General features: G+C 69.7%; 11 protein-coding genes, 1 tRNA gene and 1 pseudogene. 5 read left to right on the forward strand and 8 right to left on the reverse strand.

Annotation, left to right across the window (positions count from 1 at the left end; genetic code table 11):
- Positions 1-69: 69 nt before the first annotated feature.
- Positions 70-1,266 (forward strand): tyrosine recombinase XerC, encoded by a 1,197-nt coding sequence (xerC, locus tag FREUN1FDRAFT_RS41445; protein WP_232295179.1) that lies wholly within the window; start codon positions 70-72, stop codon positions 1,264-1,266.
- A 22-nt stretch (positions 1,267-1,288) separates the two neighbouring features.
- Here the strand turns inward: xerC and FREUN1FDRAFT_RS13615 are convergent.
- Positions 1,289-1,377, reverse strand: a tRNA-Ser gene (locus FREUN1FDRAFT_RS13615).
- 412 nt (positions 1,378-1,789) lie between these two features.
- Here FREUN1FDRAFT_RS13615 and FREUN1FDRAFT_RS13620 point away from each other — a divergent pair.
- On the forward strand, positions 1,790-2,248 hold the full coding sequence (locus tag FREUN1FDRAFT_RS13620) for a hypothetical protein (protein WP_006540646.1): 459 nt from the start codon (positions 1,790-1,792) through the stop codon (positions 2,246-2,248).
- On the opposite strand, the gene FREUN1FDRAFT_RS13625 is transcribed toward FREUN1FDRAFT_RS13620, so the two are convergent.
- The 5 genes from FREUN1FDRAFT_RS13625 to FREUN1FDRAFT_RS13645 all read right to left on the reverse strand — a co-directional run bounded on the left by FREUN1FDRAFT_RS13625 (position 2,179) and on the right by FREUN1FDRAFT_RS13645 (position 10,021).
- A complete protein-coding gene (locus FREUN1FDRAFT_RS13625; protein WP_006540647.1) occupies positions 2,179-5,052 on the reverse strand; it encodes an FUSC family protein in 2,874 nt (957 codons plus the stop codon). The two genes, FREUN1FDRAFT_RS13620 and FREUN1FDRAFT_RS13625, sit on opposite strands and share 70 nt — an antisense overlap.
- Positions 5,053-5,184: 132 nt before the next feature.
- Positions 5,185-5,946 carry an ABC transporter permease gene (locus FREUN1FDRAFT_RS13630; protein ID WP_006540648.1) on the reverse strand — a complete coding sequence of 254 codons (762 nt, stop codon included), beginning with the start codon at positions 5,944-5,946 and terminating at the stop codon, positions 5,185-5,187.
- Positions 5,943-7,070, reverse strand: coding sequence for an ABC transporter ATP-binding protein (locus FREUN1FDRAFT_RS13635; protein WP_006540649.1), 1,128 nt, complete (start codon positions 7,068-7,070; stop codon positions 5,943-5,945). Before FREUN1FDRAFT_RS13635 ends, FREUN1FDRAFT_RS13630 begins: the two co-directional genes overlap by 4 nt.
- Positions 7,071-7,467: 397 nt before the next feature.
- Positions 7,468-8,367: an LLM class F420-dependent oxidoreductase gene (locus tag FREUN1FDRAFT_RS13640; protein ID WP_006540650.1), complete on the reverse strand. Its 900-nt coding sequence runs from the start codon at positions 8,365-8,367 to the stop codon at positions 7,468-7,470.
- Positions 8,368-9,130: 763 nt separating this feature from the next.
- Entirely contained in the window at positions 9,131-10,021 is an 891-nt protein-coding gene (locus FREUN1FDRAFT_RS13645; protein WP_006540652.1) for a class II glutamine amidotransferase, read from the reverse strand.
- 355 nt (positions 10,022-10,376) lie between these two features.
- On the opposite strand from FREUN1FDRAFT_RS13645, the gene FREUN1FDRAFT_RS13650 reads away from it, so the two are divergent.
- Positions 10,377-12,353 (forward strand): serine/threonine-protein kinase, encoded by a 1,977-nt coding sequence (locus FREUN1FDRAFT_RS13650; RefSeq protein WP_006540653.1) that lies wholly within the window; start codon positions 10,377-10,379, stop codon positions 12,351-12,353.
- Positions 12,354-12,613: 260 nt separating this feature from the next.
- Here the strand turns inward: FREUN1FDRAFT_RS13650 and FREUN1FDRAFT_RS13655 are convergent, their stop codons facing one another.
- Together FREUN1FDRAFT_RS13655 and dcd are read right to left on the reverse strand one after the other, a co-directional pair.
- On the reverse strand, positions 12,614-12,820 hold the full coding sequence (locus FREUN1FDRAFT_RS13655; RefSeq protein ID WP_006540654.1) for a cold-shock protein: 207 nt from the start codon (positions 12,818-12,820) through the stop codon (positions 12,614-12,616).
- Between the two features lie 499 nt (positions 12,821-13,319).
- Positions 13,320-13,952, reverse strand: coding sequence for a dCTP deaminase (gene dcd / locus FREUN1FDRAFT_RS13660; protein WP_006540655.1), 633 nt, complete (start codon positions 13,950-13,952; stop codon positions 13,320-13,322).
- A gap of 178 nt (positions 13,953-14,130) precedes the next feature.
- Here dcd and FREUN1FDRAFT_RS13665 point away from each other — a divergent pair, with 178 nt between their 5' ends.
- Both FREUN1FDRAFT_RS13665 and FREUN1FDRAFT_RS13670 read left to right on the forward strand, forming a co-directional pair.
- Positions 14,131-14,907: an HAD family phosphatase gene (locus FREUN1FDRAFT_RS13665; RefSeq protein ID WP_006540656.1), complete on the forward strand. Its 777-nt coding sequence runs from the start codon at positions 14,131-14,133 to the stop codon at positions 14,905-14,907.
- A pseudogene (locus FREUN1FDRAFT_RS13670) lies at positions 14,904-17,356 on the forward strand (glycoside hydrolase family 65 protein). Before FREUN1FDRAFT_RS13665 ends, FREUN1FDRAFT_RS13670 begins: the two are co-directional and overlap by 4 nt.
- The last annotated feature ends 131 nt before the right edge of the window (positions 17,357-17,487 follow it).

Below are 17,487 nucleotides of genomic sequence, written 5' to 3' on the forward strand. Positions count from 1 at the left end.
GCCGACCGCTCGACGGTCGTACGAGGGTCACATACGGCTGCATCTGAAGCCCTGGCTTGGTTTGGTGAGGTGCCGTTGACGGGGCTGCGCGCCCATCACATCAGCAAGGCGTACCAGCGGATCGAGGAGGTCAACCGGGAGAAGACGCGGCCGACGGGGCCAGGGACCATCGCGCTCGTACACGCGACCCTGAGAAACGCGCTGAATGATGCGCGGGACCAGCGGATGATCTCGTTCAACCCGGCGGCAGGAGTCGAGCTGCCCGAATACACCCGGCCGGAGGTCGAGCCGTGGGAAGCGCACGAGGTCGGGGCGTTTCTCGACGAAGCGGCGACTGACCGGCTTGCCGCGATGTGGGAGCTGATCGCCCTTCACGGCCTGCGACGCGGCGAGGCCTGCGGCGCCACCTGGGAGGGCATGGTGGTCGACCCGGCCACGGTCGACGACCCGGACGGCCCAGCCGGGCTGCTGACCATCACACAGCAGATCACCGAGAACAGTGGCCAGCACGGAGTATGGCCGCCGAAAACCCGAAGCGGGAAGCGGAAGGTCGATGTGGATGCGACCACACTCGGTTCCTTGCTCGCCCACCGGGTCACCCAGGAGCAGGAGCGCGAGCAGATCGGCGCAGGCTGGGACAACGGCACCTTGCCGGACCAGGCAGGCCGGCCGGTCAGGCTGTCGGGCCTGATGTTCACCCGGCCGGAGGGTCTGTACCTACCGCCCGAGTGGGTCAGCGCACGGATTCAGCAGATCGCACGGACGGCCGGGCTGATGGGCACGGTGCGCCTGCCAGCCGCGGTGAACGATCGGGCGCTGGTGATCGGTGTCCGGTCGCGAGAGCCGGTCGGGGTGTGGACGGTGTACCGGGATCGGGAGCCGCTCGTGCAGGTGGAGGTGACCGCCGCGGAGCGAATCCAGGGAAACCGGACTCGGCTCGCCCTCTCCGGGCCGCTGCCGGTCGCTGTCGAGCCCGGGGACGAGATCGGCCGGGCCCTGCTGTCTCGACGCCGGCTCCACGACCTCCGGCACTCCAGCGCCTCGATCCAGCTCGCTGGGGGCATCGACCTGGCGATCGTGTCGAAGCGCCTGGGGCACTCGTCACCGGCGATTACAGGCAGCATCTACGCACATCTGCTGCGCCCAGCGGGGCAGCGGGCGGCGCGGACAGTGGCCGCCGCGATCCCTCGCAGACGCCCCGACGTGCCCACTACGTGCCCACGGGGATCTTCAGGCGCCCCAAGCGGATCTTCTCAGACGTTCTGATGTTGCAAACATGCTGGTACAGCGGAGGGCGTGGGATTCGAACCCACGAAGAGGATCACTCCCCTTAGCGGTTTTCAAGACCGCCGCCATCGGCCACTAGGCGAGCCCTCCTGACCTGCGGTTTCAGCCCGGTTGACCCCGATCGCCCCTGGGGCCGTTCCGTGCTTGTTCCGCGTGACCGTCCGGACCGTCGCCGGCCGGGTGGTCATGGTCGAGTATCGCAGCTCCGGCGTCGGGCGTGCCGAGGGCCTGTTCGATCGAGCCGTTCGCGATCACCTCCTGGCGTCGTAGCTGCACCAGAGATCGCCCGACGACGCTGGCGGGTCGGGCTGTCACCGAGGGGATCGATGCGGCCTGATCGGGTGCTCCGACGAGCATCTGATCCGGGGACCAGGCCCTGGGATCATGCGACGCCGCCGATGGGTTGTGTCGGCGGCGATCAGGGCACGTCGAGACTGTGACCAGAACACATGATCAGAAACCCGCGAGCCGGCCGGATCACGTCGCCCGGCTGACAGGCCGAGTGAACACGCCGCCGACCACGGTCACCGACGGGGCGGGCTCGGCCCCGGATGACCGGACCGTCTCGCATCTCGACGAGGCGACGGTCAACGCCACCGGGCGGCTGAGTGAGGCACTCGAGTGGGTGGAACGGGCCCGGGGGGCGCTCTACTCGTTCCACCAGCTTTCGGGGCGGGCCGACATCATTCTCGGTGAGGCGTTGGACGCACTGCGGGAGGCCGGGCACGAGCAGGTTGCAGGCGAGGTTCGCCGCGAACTGTACGGCCGCAACGTCCTGGACGGCCGGTGGACCTTCCAGATCGTCGAAGAATACGACGATCTGTACTATCGCCCTTTTGCTGCCGCCGAGGAGCGGGTCCGTGACCAGCTCACCGATGGGCACCGGCACGTCTACGAGGCCCGGATGAAGGCCCGTGAGCGCACCGAGGCGGGCCGTGACCTGTGGGGTTCCGGGCCCTGATGATCCCGCGCCACAGTCCGTCCCACCCTGCCCACACTCCCACCGACACCCCTGGACGGGTCCCTGTCCGCGGCATCCCCAGCAGAGGACCACAGACGATCCACATCGTCGTCAGCGCCGCCGTCGGACCTTCGTTCGAGTGCCGTGGCGGCCGCCGTGAGCATGGGCTCGATTCCTCGCAGGATGTCGAGGTAGCTGGCCCGGGCGGCGAACGCGATGCCGGCGAGTGTTTCTGGATGGCCTGGCAGGTGCTCCACCTCGTGAAGCACCGCCAGACCGGCCGGTCCGCCGGCGCCCGGGGCGAGGTCGGGGTCGGGTGGGCGCCAGGCGGCCCCGAGTGCCACCGCGTAACGGCGATACCAGTCGCAGAGACCGTCCAGATCCTGGGCGAGCGCTTCGCGCGCCGTGGCGAAGGCAGCGCCGAAGGCCGAGGCGCTGTCGAAGTCGGGCAGGTCCGGGGGCCAGCGGACGTCCCCGTACCGCAGTAGCTGTGCCGTACGGCGCATCCGCTGCGCACCGGCCGCGATCATCATCAGCGCGTCGATGTCGAACCGCTCCGGAGGGTCCTCGTCGAGGAAATGGCGCACGGCGTCGTCCAGGAGGCGACCGGACCGGATCGCGCGGCGCGCTTCCTCCGCCACCTCCGCGGGCGATTCCCGCGCTGCCACCGCGGCCCCCGTACCCACCCCGAGCGCCGTGCCCACCCCAGGTTCCGCGCCCGCCTCATGCCCCGCGCCCGCCGCCGAGGCCAGCTCGCCGCCAGCCCCGGCTGCCAGCCCCGCGCGTGGTCCGGGCGTGCCGGGCAGCCTTGCCACCGTGGTCTCGAGGAAATCCACCGCGGTCAGATACGCCGATTCGGCCCGAGCCCGCAGCACCGCGACCGCGCCTCGCGGCCACAGCAGCGCGCCTGCCGCGATGCTGACCGCGAAACCGATCAGAACATCCTCGATCCGAACAATCCCGACCTGCCACCCTTCGGGTGCGACGATGTTGAAGAGCAGGATGACCGCGGTCGTGAAGCCGGCCTGACCGAGCGCGAAACCTGCCACGCGGCGGGCGTAGCTGCCGAGGAAGACCGCGATCGGCAGCACCGCCCACAGCGCGGCCCAGTGGCCGTCGGCGGTGGCGATGGCCACGGTCAGGCCGCCCACGACGATCCCGAGAACCGTGCCGGCGAGTGCCTTCGCTGCCGCCGCGTTGGTCGCGAGCGCATTGGTCCGCAGGACGGACAGCGTTCCCAGTACGACCCAGAAGGCGTGGTCGACCCCCACGGCCTGGGCGATGAGCACAGCCAGCGAAAGCCCGAGCGCTCGACGCACACTGTTGCGGAACCAGGCCGATCGCGGGTTGGCGTACCCGGCGGCAACGTCGGTCGCTACCGTGCCTCGTTCCCGCCACGAGTGCTCCCGCCACGAGTGTTTGGGGCCTGTGACGGCCTTCGCGGGCCGAAGGCGCTCGATGGAGCCGAGGCCACGGGTGGGCGCGGTCGCCTTCAGGACGTTGAGCGCCAGGTCACGGGTGCCCCGAGCGAGCCTGCGCAGCCGAAACGCCTCAGCGGCGGCGAGCTCGGCGCTGACCGGACCGAATCCTGCGCTCCCCCGCGCCCGGGCCTGCCGCTCCTCTTCGTGATTCTCGTGTTTCAGCTGATCCTGCCGCCCCCGCCGCCCCTGCCGCTCTTGGCGCCCCTGCCGCTCTTGGCGCTCCTGGTGCTCCTGGCTGCGCAGGTAGGCCAGCAGCGCGGCGCGGATGGCGCGCTCGGCCCGTTCGAGACGAGCCATGCCGAGTCGGTCATCACCGGCGGTGGCGGATCCGGCGGGTCCGGTCGATGGCGGCGCGGCCGGCTCGATCCGGGTGGAGATGGCCTGCAGCGTCACTGCCACCGCGGCGTGCAGCTCAGCGGCCTCGGCGGGGAAGCAGGCACGTGCTGTCCGGTCCCGCTCCGGCCAGGGCAGGGCGAACGGCATCAGCCAGTTGAGGTCGATGAAGACGTACCCGAGCGCCGCGGCCCGCCCGCCGAGCCCCGTGGGCCGATGGACCGTGGCGGCGAACTCGCGTCGCAGCCGCCGCAGCTCCGTCCAGATCCGCGCTGTCTCCGCCGCCGACGTCACCGCCGCCGATGTCACCGCCGACTCAGCTGCCGGTGGCACGGGATCCCCCGCAGCGGGAGCGGCCTTCGCCGCGGCGGGAGATGCCACGGCGGGCCGATGCGCCCCCGGGGAGCCACGTCGATCCGCCGGGGGCCAGGCCACCCCGCTGGCCAGGGCGCGGGAGACCGCCGCGATGTTCGCGCGCAGCCGGTCGGGCGGACGGCGCGACCTCAGGAGCGTCACGGCCGTGATCGAACCCGCCGCGCCGATGGCCCAGCCTGCGAGTCGCTCCGGTATCGCCGGCAGTGGCCCCGGTGTCATCACCGCCAGAACGAAGGCGAGTAACGCGGAACGTCCGGCAACGGCCACATAGGGGTTGAGGACGCCGGAGAACAGGATGACGAACGCGACGGCTGCGGTCATGGTGACCGCCAGAAAGATCGACCGCGAGCAGAGCGTCCCGAGGACGATCAGTGTTGCGCCGGTCGCCGTGAGCGTGAGATAGGCACGCAGCCGCGTTGTTCGCGGGCCCTCGAACTCGACGAACTCAAGGAGCGCGATGACGGCGAACCAGGCGAAGAGGCTCATCCGCACGTTGCCGGCGATCCCGACGGTGAGTGCGAGCACGGCGGGCGCGACAATCGCGACCCGAGCCGCCGAGGTGGCGCCGAAATGCCCCGGATCGCGAGCCCAGACCCGCCGCCGTCGCTGTCGCATCGTAGTAGCGCTACCCGGCGGGCGGCGCCCGATGCGTCCGGCTGCGGGCGCCTCTCGCCGGAACGCGGGGCGCGCCCCGACCAGGGGACCCGGTCGGGGCGCGCAGGTTTACCGGACGAATGTGGACGTAGGTCAGGCGTCCCGGCGTTTGGCGCTGATGAGACCGAGAGCCAGCAGACCGAAGCAGACCGCGGCGAAGTAGAGCAGCGACCCCCACGGCCCGAACGGCAGGCCCTCGATGACCGGCGGCCCGTCACCCGTATCGAGCTGGCCCGCAACGACGAAGTTGTTTCCGACGATGAAGGGCATCCAGTCCTGGATGTGGGGCCCGATCCGCGGTATGGCCGGCAGCAGGCTCTCCGCGAGGAAGAGGTAGACGAGCATGACCACGATGGCCCCGGCGGTATGCCGGATCAGCAGCGCGAGGCCGATCGCGAAGACCGCCGCGAGCAGGTAGATCAGCCCGACCCCGAAAACGTTGCGGAACTCCTGGCCGGTGTCGAGTGCCAGCGGTGCGTCCGGCCTGATCGCCTTGGCGATGGCCCAGGAGCCCACCGCGGTGATTTCGCCGACGATCCCGGCGAGCCCGGCCACGACGGCCGTCTTCGCCAGCAGGGCCTGAGTCCGACCGGGAACGGCGAGGAAGGTCGACCTGATCGTCCCGAACCGGTACTCGGTGGTGACGGTGAGCGCCGCCATCACCATCATCACGACGAGCCCGAAGTTGTAGGCGAACTGGGTGACGGCCGGGGTGAGGTCACTGAGATCGTCCGGCTTGGTCGCGGCGCTGAAGATGGCGGTCAGGCCGACGGTCAGCGCCACCGTGATGATCATGCACCACCACGGCGAGCGGGTGGAGAAGAGCTTGATCCGCTCTACCGTCATCAGTGTCATTGAGTCCCCTCCTGACCACCGCGACTGGCTGTTTCCCGAGTGGCAGCCGGGCCGGACCCGCCACCGGGCGGCGGCACGGCCCCGGGCGGCGGCACGGCCCCGGGCGGCGGAAAACCGGGCGCCCCTGCGGGCACCGGCCCAGGCGGAGCAAAGGGCGCCTGTGCACCGGCAGGCACAGCGAGCCCCGAGGAGGCTGGCGCGGCGCCTCCACCGGCCTGGTATTCGACCTCGCCGCCAGTCATCTGGATGAAGGCCTGCTCCAGCGAGCCACGCGACTCGGTGAGCTCGTGGAGCACCAGCCCCACGGCACCTGCCAGCTCACCAACCGCTTCGGTGGAGCTTCCACGCACGACCAACGTCGCCGGAGTGTCCTCGGTGGCCGGCAGTTCCTGGACGGCCAGCCCCTGGCCGGCCAGCACACTGTGCAGCCGCGCCAGCTCAGGCCCGCGTACCCGCACTGAGGAGTCGGCGGCCGATTCGATGAAGCTCTTGGTGCTGGTCTGCGCGATGAGTCGGCCACGACCGATGACGACGAGGTCCTGCGCGGTGAGCGCCATCTCGGAAAGAAGGTGACTGGATACGAAGACAGTGCGGCCTTCGTCCGCCAGCCGGTGCATGAACTGACGGATCCAGAGAATGCCTTCTGGATCGAGCCCGTTCACCGGCTCGTCGAAAAGGAGGACGCCCGGGTCGCCCAGCAGGGCGACAGCGATGCCCAGCCGCTGGGCCATGCCCAGCGAGTAGCTGCCCGCGCGACGCCCCGCGACCGCGGTCAGGCCCACGGCGTCCAGAACCTCGTCGACGCGCTTCGCGGCAATCCTGTTGGAGGCCGCCATCCAGCGCAGGTGCGCCCGTGCGGAGCGGTTGGGGTGCACCCATTTCGCCTCCAGCAGGGCGCCCACCTCGCGCAGCGGCTCCTTCAGCTCCATGTATCGGCGGCCGCCGATTCGAACCTCGCCGGCCGAAGGCCGGTCAAGCCCGAGAATCATCCGCATCGTCGTCGATTTGCCCGCGCCGTTGGGGCCGAGAAAGCCAGTCACCCTGCCGGGTTGCACGGTGAAGGACAGGGCGTTGACTGCGACGGTGCGCCCGTAGCGCTTCGTCAGCCCTCGTGCCTCGATCATCACACTCCCTTCATGGTCATGATCGCGAGCGCCGGCGGCCGTGGGAGCCGTCGGTCGCCGACCCGATACTTGCATCGCCAGCCGACACTTCCCAACCATGGGGTGAACCCGGTTGGTAATTGGCCTGTCGGGCTCCCGACACCGTACGGGGCCGCGCACACGACCAGCCGGTCTGGCAGGCACACCGCCTTCGCAGGCAGTGATCGCCCTGTCAGCGCAAGATCGTCACATGATCACAACGAGGGTGTGAGAACAGGCACGACTACCGGCACGAGCACGCGCCGATACCCGATCGGGCCGGGCGGCGAAGTGTTTTCGCCGGCCGGCCCGCCGAAAAGAACTGTTCGCTGACCATCGCCAACGGGCCCGGCCACACAGTGCCGGGGTCTTTTCAGGCTCAGATTCCGCTGACCGCGCCGGCCACCGCCGGTGGCCTCAGATCGAGCCCGGCGGCGAGGATGCGCCACTGGGCCCGGGGGAGCTGCTTGTTCTCGGTGAGGATCTGCACCGCCACCTGGTCGGCACCAGCTGCGCAGTGCTCCTCCAGCCGGGTCCGGATGCTGTCCAGGTCGCCCCAGGCGATGAGCGCGTCGACCAGGTGGTCGCTGCCACCCGCGGCCAGATCCGCGTCGGTGAAGCCGAGCCGGCGCAGATTGTTCGTGTAGTTGGGCAGCTCCAGATAGATCGACAGTGCGGCCCGACCGATCGCCCGCGCCCGGGCCGGGTCCGTCTCCAGGACGATCTTCTGCTCGGGCGCGAGAAGTGCGCCCGGCCCGAGGATCTCCCGCGCCATCCGGGTGTGCTCGGGGGTGACGAGGTAGGGATGCGCCCCGGCCGACCGGCGGGCGGCCAGACCGAGCATGCGTGGGCCCAGTGCCGCCAGCACCCGTGCCGACGCCGGGATGCCGACCGCGTCGAGCGCCTCCAGGTAGGAGACCACGGCGCCCAGTGGCCGACGGTAGCGGCGGCCGGTCACGCTCTCGACCATCCGCGCGTGCCCCGCGCCCACGCCCAGCAGCAGGCGGCCGGGGTGTGCCTTCTCCAGCATTCCGTAGGTGTCGGCCAGCAGGTCCACCGACTCGGTCCAGATGTTCAGGATCCCGGTACCGACGCTCAGGCGCTCGGTGGACTCCAGCAACGCCGCCGGAAGCTCAAGGTCCGCCGTGGCACCGCCCAGCCAGACCATGTCGTAGCCGAGCTCCGCAAGCTCCTGAGCGGTGTCGCGACGTTCGGCCGTGCCATGTGGCCACTGCCTCGCGGACATCCAGAGCCCGATCCTGGCGACATTCATGGTCACTTGTGATCCCTTCTCGCTGGTCACATCGTCGTCATCGACGCCGCGATCCGATCGGGTCGTCCTACCCGATGCCGCGGCCCTCCTCACGTCTCGGTGTGGTCCTGACGGGTATGCCACCCCGATTGGCCGGTGGATATCGGTACATCCGACCCGTTGGTGACGAATCATCGGACCGCCGGACCACCATTTCGATCTTGAAGCGAAAGAGGCGAAGCGAACCGTGTCGGATTGGGGGGTGGTGGGTTTCGCCCGGGAAGTCGAGATGCCGCCACAAGGGCGGATCGGGTGAGACGGACCCTGTAACGACCATAGCCAGCCAAGAGGACGATCGTCACCCTCGGCGGGGACCTCGTGACCCCTGAGCAACCAGCCGTCCGGCGGGCTCAGGCGGGAAGAGCGCAGGTCGCGGGTTTGAACCAGGCGCTTCTCACACCCTTCCCCCGTGGTCGGCCCACCGGCCCGATCGGGCCTGGCGCCAGGAACCGACCAGGCGATCGGCAAGCCGCGCCGGCCCCGCCGACGAGGCTGGCAACCCAGCGCCCGCGACGGGAGCAGCTCGGGCTGTCAACAGGTCATCCACAGGAAGCCCGCGCGCGGCAGCGTGGCCCCGCGGGGCCACGGAAGCCCTGCCAGCAGGCATTTCATACCGCCGAACTCCCAGTATCGCGATCGCATCCACCACAGGTGTCCACAGCTCTCCACATGATTTCCACACGTTATCCACAGGCCACGGTCAGCTGCCTCGCCGTCCGCCTCGCTACGTTCAGGCGGGAATCTGGATGTCGGGCACCGCGGCGGTCTGCGACGCGGCCGCCTCCGGGCGAAGGTCGTCGAGATCCAGCGCATGCGACGGCGGTCCGGCGAGCACCAGCCGAGAGGTCACGGAGAGATCGGGAGCCACGTGCAGCAGTTCACCGCTGGCCATGAGGCGCCACCGTGGGTCCTCGTCCATCCGCTCGCTCTCCACCACCACGGCGGGCCGCGTCCGCAGGTCGACGGACCGGACCCGGATCTCGCTGAAAGGGCTCGCGTGGTCGAGATGACGCTGGTTACGCCCGCCCGGGGCGCGTTGGAGCACGTGCAGGCCATTGGTGTCCGGGTAACGAAGCGCCCACAGCTCACGCGGAGTGGCCAGCACCATGTTGATCGAGTAGAGGGGCAGGTTCTCGGCGATCCAGTTCACTGCGGCAGTGATTCCTTCGCCGACGTCTCCGTCCCGCGCGGCGATCTCCCGAGTCACCAGGGCGAAGTACCGCTCGGAGTCGGTGTTGCCGACTACGCCCGCGCGGGCCGGCCCCAGCTCGGCGTCGAGCTTGTCCAGGCCCTCGACAACCCCGTTGTGGGCGAAGATCCGGCCGTCCTGCAGGAAGGGGTGGGTGTTGGCGTCGTCGACCCGCCCCGTCGAGGCATGCCGAACGTGCGCTACGAACGTGGTGGAGGTCACCTGCTGCGCCTCCCGTGCGAACGCCGTGTCGGCGCGCGAACGGATTGCCTGCCGGCTCACCTGCGGAGTTCCGTCCTCGGCGAAGACACCGAGGCCGGCGCCGTCCGGCGGGCGGCGCGTCTGCGTGCGGGGGTTGTCCGGGGCGTCGAGCAGCCAGAAGGTCGCCTCGATCCGCTCCGCGCCGCCGCTCATCGCGAACAGATGGCACATACATGACCTCCTCACACCCGGGAGTCGTCCCCACGGGCACAGATCACCAGCGGTCATCCGCGCGTTGCGCAGTCCGTGGTCCGCCGACCGCGGCCGGCCGAATCCGTGACATCGCCTGGAACCTGCCCGGGATCCGGGCAGTCACGCCGGGCACCGCAGCCGATGCATGCCCCGACGGTCGGGCTGCAGGTCAGCCAATATGATGAAAACGGACTTGCCGCGACACCAGGGCACCGAGACACCAGGACACGAGAAGCGTCCATATCAGGTGGTCTACCGGTGGTCTGCCCCCGTTGCCCATGATCGGGATCACCGTGGCATCGCGGCGGCACGCCGGCAGCGCCCGGAAGGCAGGATGAGCAGCACTCCACCCACTGCGGCCAGGCCAGACCCGGGCCAGCCGTTTGACCGGCCCGGTGGGCTGGAGCCGGACTGGGGCATGGCCCTGCCCCAGTCGGCCCGCCCGTCCTGGGACGGTGTGTTCGCCCCGCTGGCCGCCTCCGATCCCTGCGAAATCAGCGGCTACCCGCTCCAGGCCCGCATCGGCGAGGGCGGCATGGGCGCGGTCTACCTTTCTCACACCCCTGGCGGGCGCCCGCTGGCGCTCAAAATGGTGCGGCCGGAGTTCGCCACCGATCCCGACTTCCGTGCTCGTTTCGCGAAGGAAGTGGCGATCGCGCAGCGGGTGCAGGGCCCGTACACGGTCCCGGTCATCGACGCGGACGTCGACGCCGTTCGCCCGTGGATCGCGACCGCCTATGTTCCCGCGCCCTCCCTCGCGGTCGCCATAGCCCGGACCGGCGTGCTGCCCGAGTCGACCGTCCTGATGCTGATTGCCGGCGTCGCCGAGGCGTTGCAGTCCATCCACCGGGCCGGCGTGATCCACCGCGATCTCAAACCGGGGAACGTCATTCTTGCGCCGGACGGCCCGCGCGTCATCGACTTCGGGGTCGCCCGGGCGATCGACGCGGCCACGGCGGCGATGACCCAGACCGGCGCCCGGCTCGGGACCCCGGCCTTCATGGCCCCGGAACAGGTCCAGGGCAGGCCCCTCGACCGCCCCGGCGACATCTTCGCCCTGGGCTCCACCGCCTACTTCGCGCTGACCGGCCGCCCGCCGTTCGGGGTGGACGCCGCGGTGTTCCACCGCATCGAGCACCAGCAACCGGACTGGTCGGGCTGTTCGGACGACCTGCGCGACATCCTGTCCCGTTGTATGGCAAAGGATCCCGCGTCGCGGCCCACCCCGACCGAACTGATCGAGCTCTGCCGGTTCGCGGCTCCCCTCGGGCAGCTGACCGCCCAGGACCACCAGGGCCTCACGACTGACTGGCTTCCGCCGACCGTCGCGGCGGAGATCACTCGCTACCGCGTCGCCCGCCTGCCTGAGCCACGCACACCGCAGGTGGAGCCGCCGACCCATGTCCCAGGCGCGATACCAACCGCGATACCAACCCCAACACCAGCCGCGATGCCGGGTGTCAGGACGGGCTCCGGCGACTACCCGGCGAGCCCGGGACGCCTTCCCGCGCACGGATACGTCCAGGCACCCGTGGGAACAGCCGCCCGCCACCCGTCGCAGCCGCCGTCGTCGTCGCCTGGCAAGCCTCCCGGAGCCCGGCCGCCATGGCTGCTAGCGGCGATCGCGGGGGTCGCGGCGGTCGCGGTGTGCGCCCTCGTGGCCGTGCTGCTCCCGCGCTCCGACGAGCCGGCGCCGGCGGCGCCCATGACCGCCTCGGTGGGCGGGCCTGGTCCCGATGGTGATCAGTCCCGCCGCGTGGCACCAAAGGGGGCTGGCCCCGACGGCGCGCTGCCAGGACCGGGGCTCACCACCCCCGGCGCCGCAGGCCCGGGCGGACCAGGCGCCGGCGACCCGAGGGCCGCAGCCGCACCGGGATCGCCCCAGAACCCACCCGGTGCGTCCCCGACCACAGCCGCATCGGGCACGCCGACGGCCTCTCCGTCGGCACGCCCGACCGCCGCGATGTCGAAGCCCCCTGTCACAGCGAGCACCACCGCTACTGGATGCCCCGCGAGCCCCAGCCACGGCTACAACGGCGACGGCTACGCCGTGCTCGTCGAGGATGCGCCGCTGCGCACGGGGCCGTACGCAACCTGTTCCACCGTCTCGAAGCTCGCCAAAGGGCTGAAGGTCTGGCTGCACTGCAGCGTCGTCAACAGCTACGACAACGCCTGGTGGTGGGCCCGTCTGGACGGCACGACGACCGCCGGGTGGATCTACGGCGGGAGCCTCAAGCTCAGCTACGTCGACGACAACGGTGACGGTAAGACCCGCACCTACAGCTGCGACGGGAAGTACGTGGACCACTGACGCCGTGGCATCACTGACGCCGTGGCATGTAAAAGACGACATGAAAAAGGGCCAACCGGCCTGAACGTCTCTGCCGGTGGCCCTCTGCGCGGACGCATCCGGGTACGGACGCGACAGCACAGCGATCATGCCGCGAACCGACGGCGGGGATGGGCCGGTTGTCACCCCGCCGCGGTCGCGACTACCGCGACCTCATGGGGCTCGTCCGGAGGAAGGCCGTGAGGCCGATCTCCGGCCGAGCTGGCCGCAGTTCGAACAGATCAGATGAGGGGCTGCACCTGGGCAGCCTGCGGACCCTTCTGGCCCTGCTCGATCGTGAACGAAACTCGCTGCCCCTCTTCGAGGGACTTGTAGCCGTCTCCCACGATCGAGGAGAAGTGGGCGAAGACGTCAGGGCCTCCGCCGTCGACGGTGATGAAGCCGAAGCCCTTTTCGGCGTTGAACCACTTGACAGTACCTTCGGACACGTTTTTTCCTCGTTCCCCTGCTGCGGCGCACCCACGTGGTGTTCCTGCTTTGTGCCGACAACCGCCGTTGGCGATTACCGTGATGCCATCCTGGTGGTGACCGGCGGCACCAAGGAGAAGAGCAACGAGACCACCGTACACCCCCGACCCGCGGACGGCCTCACGGGAGAGTGATGCCATGCGGTTCGTGGGTGCGCCACTCGGTCGCGCCGTGTACGTCCCCTTTACCACGGATCCGCACGACCGAGGGCGATCTGTGGACAAGTGGACAACCGGCTGGCGGTCTTGGTGGAGCGTGCCGACAGCCGTGCATCACGAGGATTTCGTTCAAACGGGTGCAATCAACGCCCCATTTCGAACGTTCACGGGCGAGTGACATCGAAATCTGCTCGTCGAAGGCAGAGCTGGAGCTGGGGGTTGCCAGGCCGGCGCCCACCAGGGCGAGCACGACGATTTCGGCCCTCCGCAAGGGTTCGACGCCGCACGAAGGTCCCAACGATCAGTTGTACCCGGGCGCCTCTGTGACCTCTGTGACCTCGGCGACCTCAGCCAGCTCGGGAACCGTCGTCCGAGTGAAGTCGCGGTAGGCCCTGGACGGGGTGGGCCCACGCTGGCCCTGGTAGCGCGAGCCGTAGATCGCCGAGCCGTAGGGGTGCTCGGCCGGCGACGACAGCCGGAAGAGGCAGAGCTGGCCGATCTTCATCCCGGGCCAGAGCCTGATGGGCAGCGTGGCGACATTGGACAGCTCCAGCGTCACGTGCCCGGAGAAGCCGGGATCTATGAAGCCCGCGGTCGAGTGGGTGAGCAGCCCCAGGCGCCCCAGGCTCGACTTGCCTTCGAGACGCCCGGCCAGGTCGTCCGGCAAGGTCACGATCTCCAGGGTCGACCCCAGGACGAACTCCCCGGGATGCAGCACGAACGGCTCGTCGCCCTCCGGCGCGACGAGCTCGGTGAGATCCTCCTGCTCGACGGCCGGGTCGATGTGGGTATAGCGGTGGTTCTGGAAGACCCGGAAGGCACGGTCCAGGCGCAGATCCACACTGGACGGCTGGATCAGCCGCTCGTCGTAGGGATCGAGCCGCACACGGCCGGTAGTGATCTCGGCACGGATATCCCGATCTGACAGCAGCACGTCCCGGACGCTACCGCAGAGCGCCGGATTGTTGCCGTGGGGTGGAACGCGTGCAGTTATGGGGTAAGTAGCCCCTCGAACTCGAAACCGTGTGCAGGTCGCCGCCGGTAGGACCTCGCCGGCGCCTCCCTGCCGGCCTGCCGGCCTGCCGGCTGACGCTGATCCAGGATGGGGACCGATGTTGGGGCTACCGGATCACATCAGGGCGTGCCTGTTCGATCTCGACGGTGTGCTGACCCGCACCGCTGCCGTGCACGCCGCCGCCTGGAAGGAGATGTTCGACGACTTCCTGGAGAACTGGGCCAGACGCTCCGGTGATCCGTACGTTCCCTTCGACCTCGGCGCCGACTACGCCGACTACGTCGACGGGCGGCCGCGGGCCGACGGCGTACGGGCGTTCCTGGACTCGCGGGGCATCCACCTGCCGCCGGGTGCGCCCGGCGACCCGCCCTCGGGCCTGACGATCAACGCCCTCGCGACCAGGAAGAACATCCTGCTTCTGCAGCGGATGGAACGGGACGGCGTCGAGGTCTTCGAAGGTTCGGTGCGATACCTCCAGGCGCTCGACCAGGCCGGCGTCCCGCGCGCAGTCGTGTCGTCCAGCGCCAACTGCGCCGAAGTCGTGCGGGCGGCCGGAATCGAGCGGCTGCTGCTCGCGCGCATCGACGGTCTCGTCGCGCAGGAACGTGGCCTGGCGGGAAAGCCGGCTCCGGACACCTACCTCGCCGGCGCACAGGCGCTGGGGGTCCAGCCCGAGGCGGCCGCGGTCTTCGAGGATGCCGTGGCGGGCGTGCAGGCCGGGCGGGCCGGTGCCTTTGGCTACGTGGTGGGTGTGGACCGGATCGGCCACGCCGAAGCCCTGCGGCACAGCGGCGCCGACATCGTCGTCAAAGATCTCGCCGACCTGCTCGGCGGGCAGGCGTTGGGTGCCGTCGCCGCCGGGAGAACCGTGTGATCGGCAAGCCGAACTACCTCATCGAGGCCTGGTCGCTGACCGAACACGGCCTCGACATCGACGCCCTCGCCCGCTCCGAGTCGCTGTTCGTGCTCTCCAACGGGCACGTGGGCCTGCGCGGGAATCTCGACGAGGGCGACCCGCACGGGCTTCCAGGCACCTACCTGAACTCCGTCCACGAGCTGCGGCCGCTGCCCTACGCCGAGGCGGGCTACGGATATCCCGAATCCGGCCAGACGGTCATCAACGTCACCAACGGAAAGATTATTCGCCTGCTGGTCGACGACGAGCCGTTCGACGTGCGGTACGGAGATCTGCTGACTCACACCAGAACAATCGACTTCCGTGAAGGCGTGCTGTCCAGGGAGGCCGACTGGGTTTCTCCGGCCGGTCAGCGCATCAGGATCCGCTCCCAGCGAATGGTTTCCTTCACCCAGCGGTCCGTCGCCGCGATCTCCTACGAGATCGAGCCGGTGGACGATTCCGCACGCATTGTCATCCAGTCCGAACTGGTCGCCAACGAGCAGCTTCCGATGCGTCGAGGCGATCCGCGTGCGGCCGCGGTCCTGGAGTCACCGCTCGTCTCGGAGCGGCACCGGGCCCGAGGTTCCATGGTGGAGCTCGTCCATTGCACCCGGCACAGCGACATCCGGGTCGCCGCGGCTATGGACCACATTTTCGACGGTCCCCGCTCGCTCGGGGTGAGCTCGGAAAGCGAGCCCGATGCCGGGCGGGTGACCGCAACGGCCGTCCTGGCCGCCGGCGAGACACTCCGAATGATCAAGTTCCTCGCCTACGGCTGGTCCGAGCAGCGCTCCCTGCCCGCGCTGCGCGACCAGGCCGTCGCCGCGCTGGTCGCCGCCCGCCAGACCGGGTGGAGCGGGCTGGTCGACGAGCAGAAGGAGTACCTCGGCGAGTTCTGGCGGTGCGCAGACGTCGAGGTCGACGGGGACGCCGAGGTTCAACAGGCCGTCCGCTTCGCACTGTTCCACGTGCTGCAGGCCGGCGCGCGAGCCGAACGCCGGGCGATCCCCGCGAAGGGACTCACCGGCCCGGGCTACGACGGTCACGCCTTCTGGGACACCGAGAGCTACGTGCTGCCCGTACTGACCTACACGGCACCGGCAGCCGCCGCCGACGCGCTGCGCTGGCGCCACTCCATCCTCCCTATGGCCCGGGAGCGCGCGCAGCTGCTCAACCTGGACGGAGCCGCGTTTCCCTGGCGAACCATCCACGGCGAGGAATGCTCCGGCTACTGGCCCGCCGGCACCGCCGCCTACCACGTGAACGCCGACATCGCCGACGCCGTTATCAGGTATGTCTGGGTGACGGAGGACACGGATTTCGAGGTGGAGGTCGGCCTCGAGATCCTGATCGAAACGGCCCGGCTGTGGCGTTCCATCGGGCATCACGACCTGTCCGGGAAATTCCGCATCGACGGTGTAACCGGACCCGACGAGTACTCCGCGCTCGCCGACAACAATGTCTACACCAACCTCATGGCCCAACGAAACCTCATCGGCGCGGCCGACGCCGTCCAGCGCCACCCCGAGCGCGCACGCGCCCTCGGTGTCGACGCGGAGACCGCCGCCAACTGGCGGGATGCCGCCGACGACATGTACATCCCCTACGACGTGCACCTCGGGGTCCATCCGCAGTCGGAGGGGTTCACCCATCACCAGGTGTGGGATTTCGACAGCACCAGGCCCGAGCAGTACCCCCTGCTGCTGCACTTCCCGTACTTCGACCTCTACCGCAAGCAGGTCGTGAAACAGGCCGACCTGGTGCTCGCCATGCAGCGGCGCAGCGATGCCTTCACCGCCGAGCAGAAGGTACGCAACTTCGCCTACTACGAGGCGCTCACCGTCCGGGACTCCTCGCTCTCCGCCTGCTGTCAGGCGGTGATGGCCGCCGAATGCGGGCACCTCTCACTCGCCCACGACTATCTGCGCGAAGCCGCCTTCATGGATCTGAAGGACATCGAGCACAACACCGGCGACGGGCTGCACGTGGCCTCCCTCGCCGGCAGCTGGATCGCACTCGTCGAAGGCTTCGGCGGACTGCGCGACACCGGGCGGCTGCTCTCCTTCGCGCCCCGGCTGCCCGAAGGACTCACCCGGCTCTCCTTCGGCCTGCGGGTACGGTCCCGCCACCTCCGAGTCGAGGTCTTCGCCTCGTCCGCCACCTACACGGTGCTCGAAGGCGACGGGATGACCATCGTGCACCACGGCGAGGAAGTCCGGATCCCGCCCGGCCAGGCCTGCACGCTCGACGTACCCCCGCCCCGGAGCTCGAACGCCCGCAGCAGCCCCCAGGCCGGGAGCCGCTGCGCTTCCTGCACCAGGTGGACAGCAGCGAAGTGAAACGTGGCGAGACACGCCGCGCCGAAAACGCCCGCGCCGGTGCCGGTGCCGGTGCCGCCGACCGGTCCGAGCAGCATGATCGGTGATACTCGACCGCGCAGTTACCCGACTCCACAGACCGTCCCCCGATCGGCCCGTCGACACCCTGCACGTCCGAAAGCCCAGCCTGGACGAGAAGTCAGGGGTGGCGCCACGGCATGTGGCGCGCTCGTCCGGT

It is taken from the genome of Parafrankia sp. EUN1f (assembly GCF_000177675.1).
GTDB lineage: Bacteria > Actinomycetota > Actinomycetes > Frankiales > Frankiaceae > Parafrankia.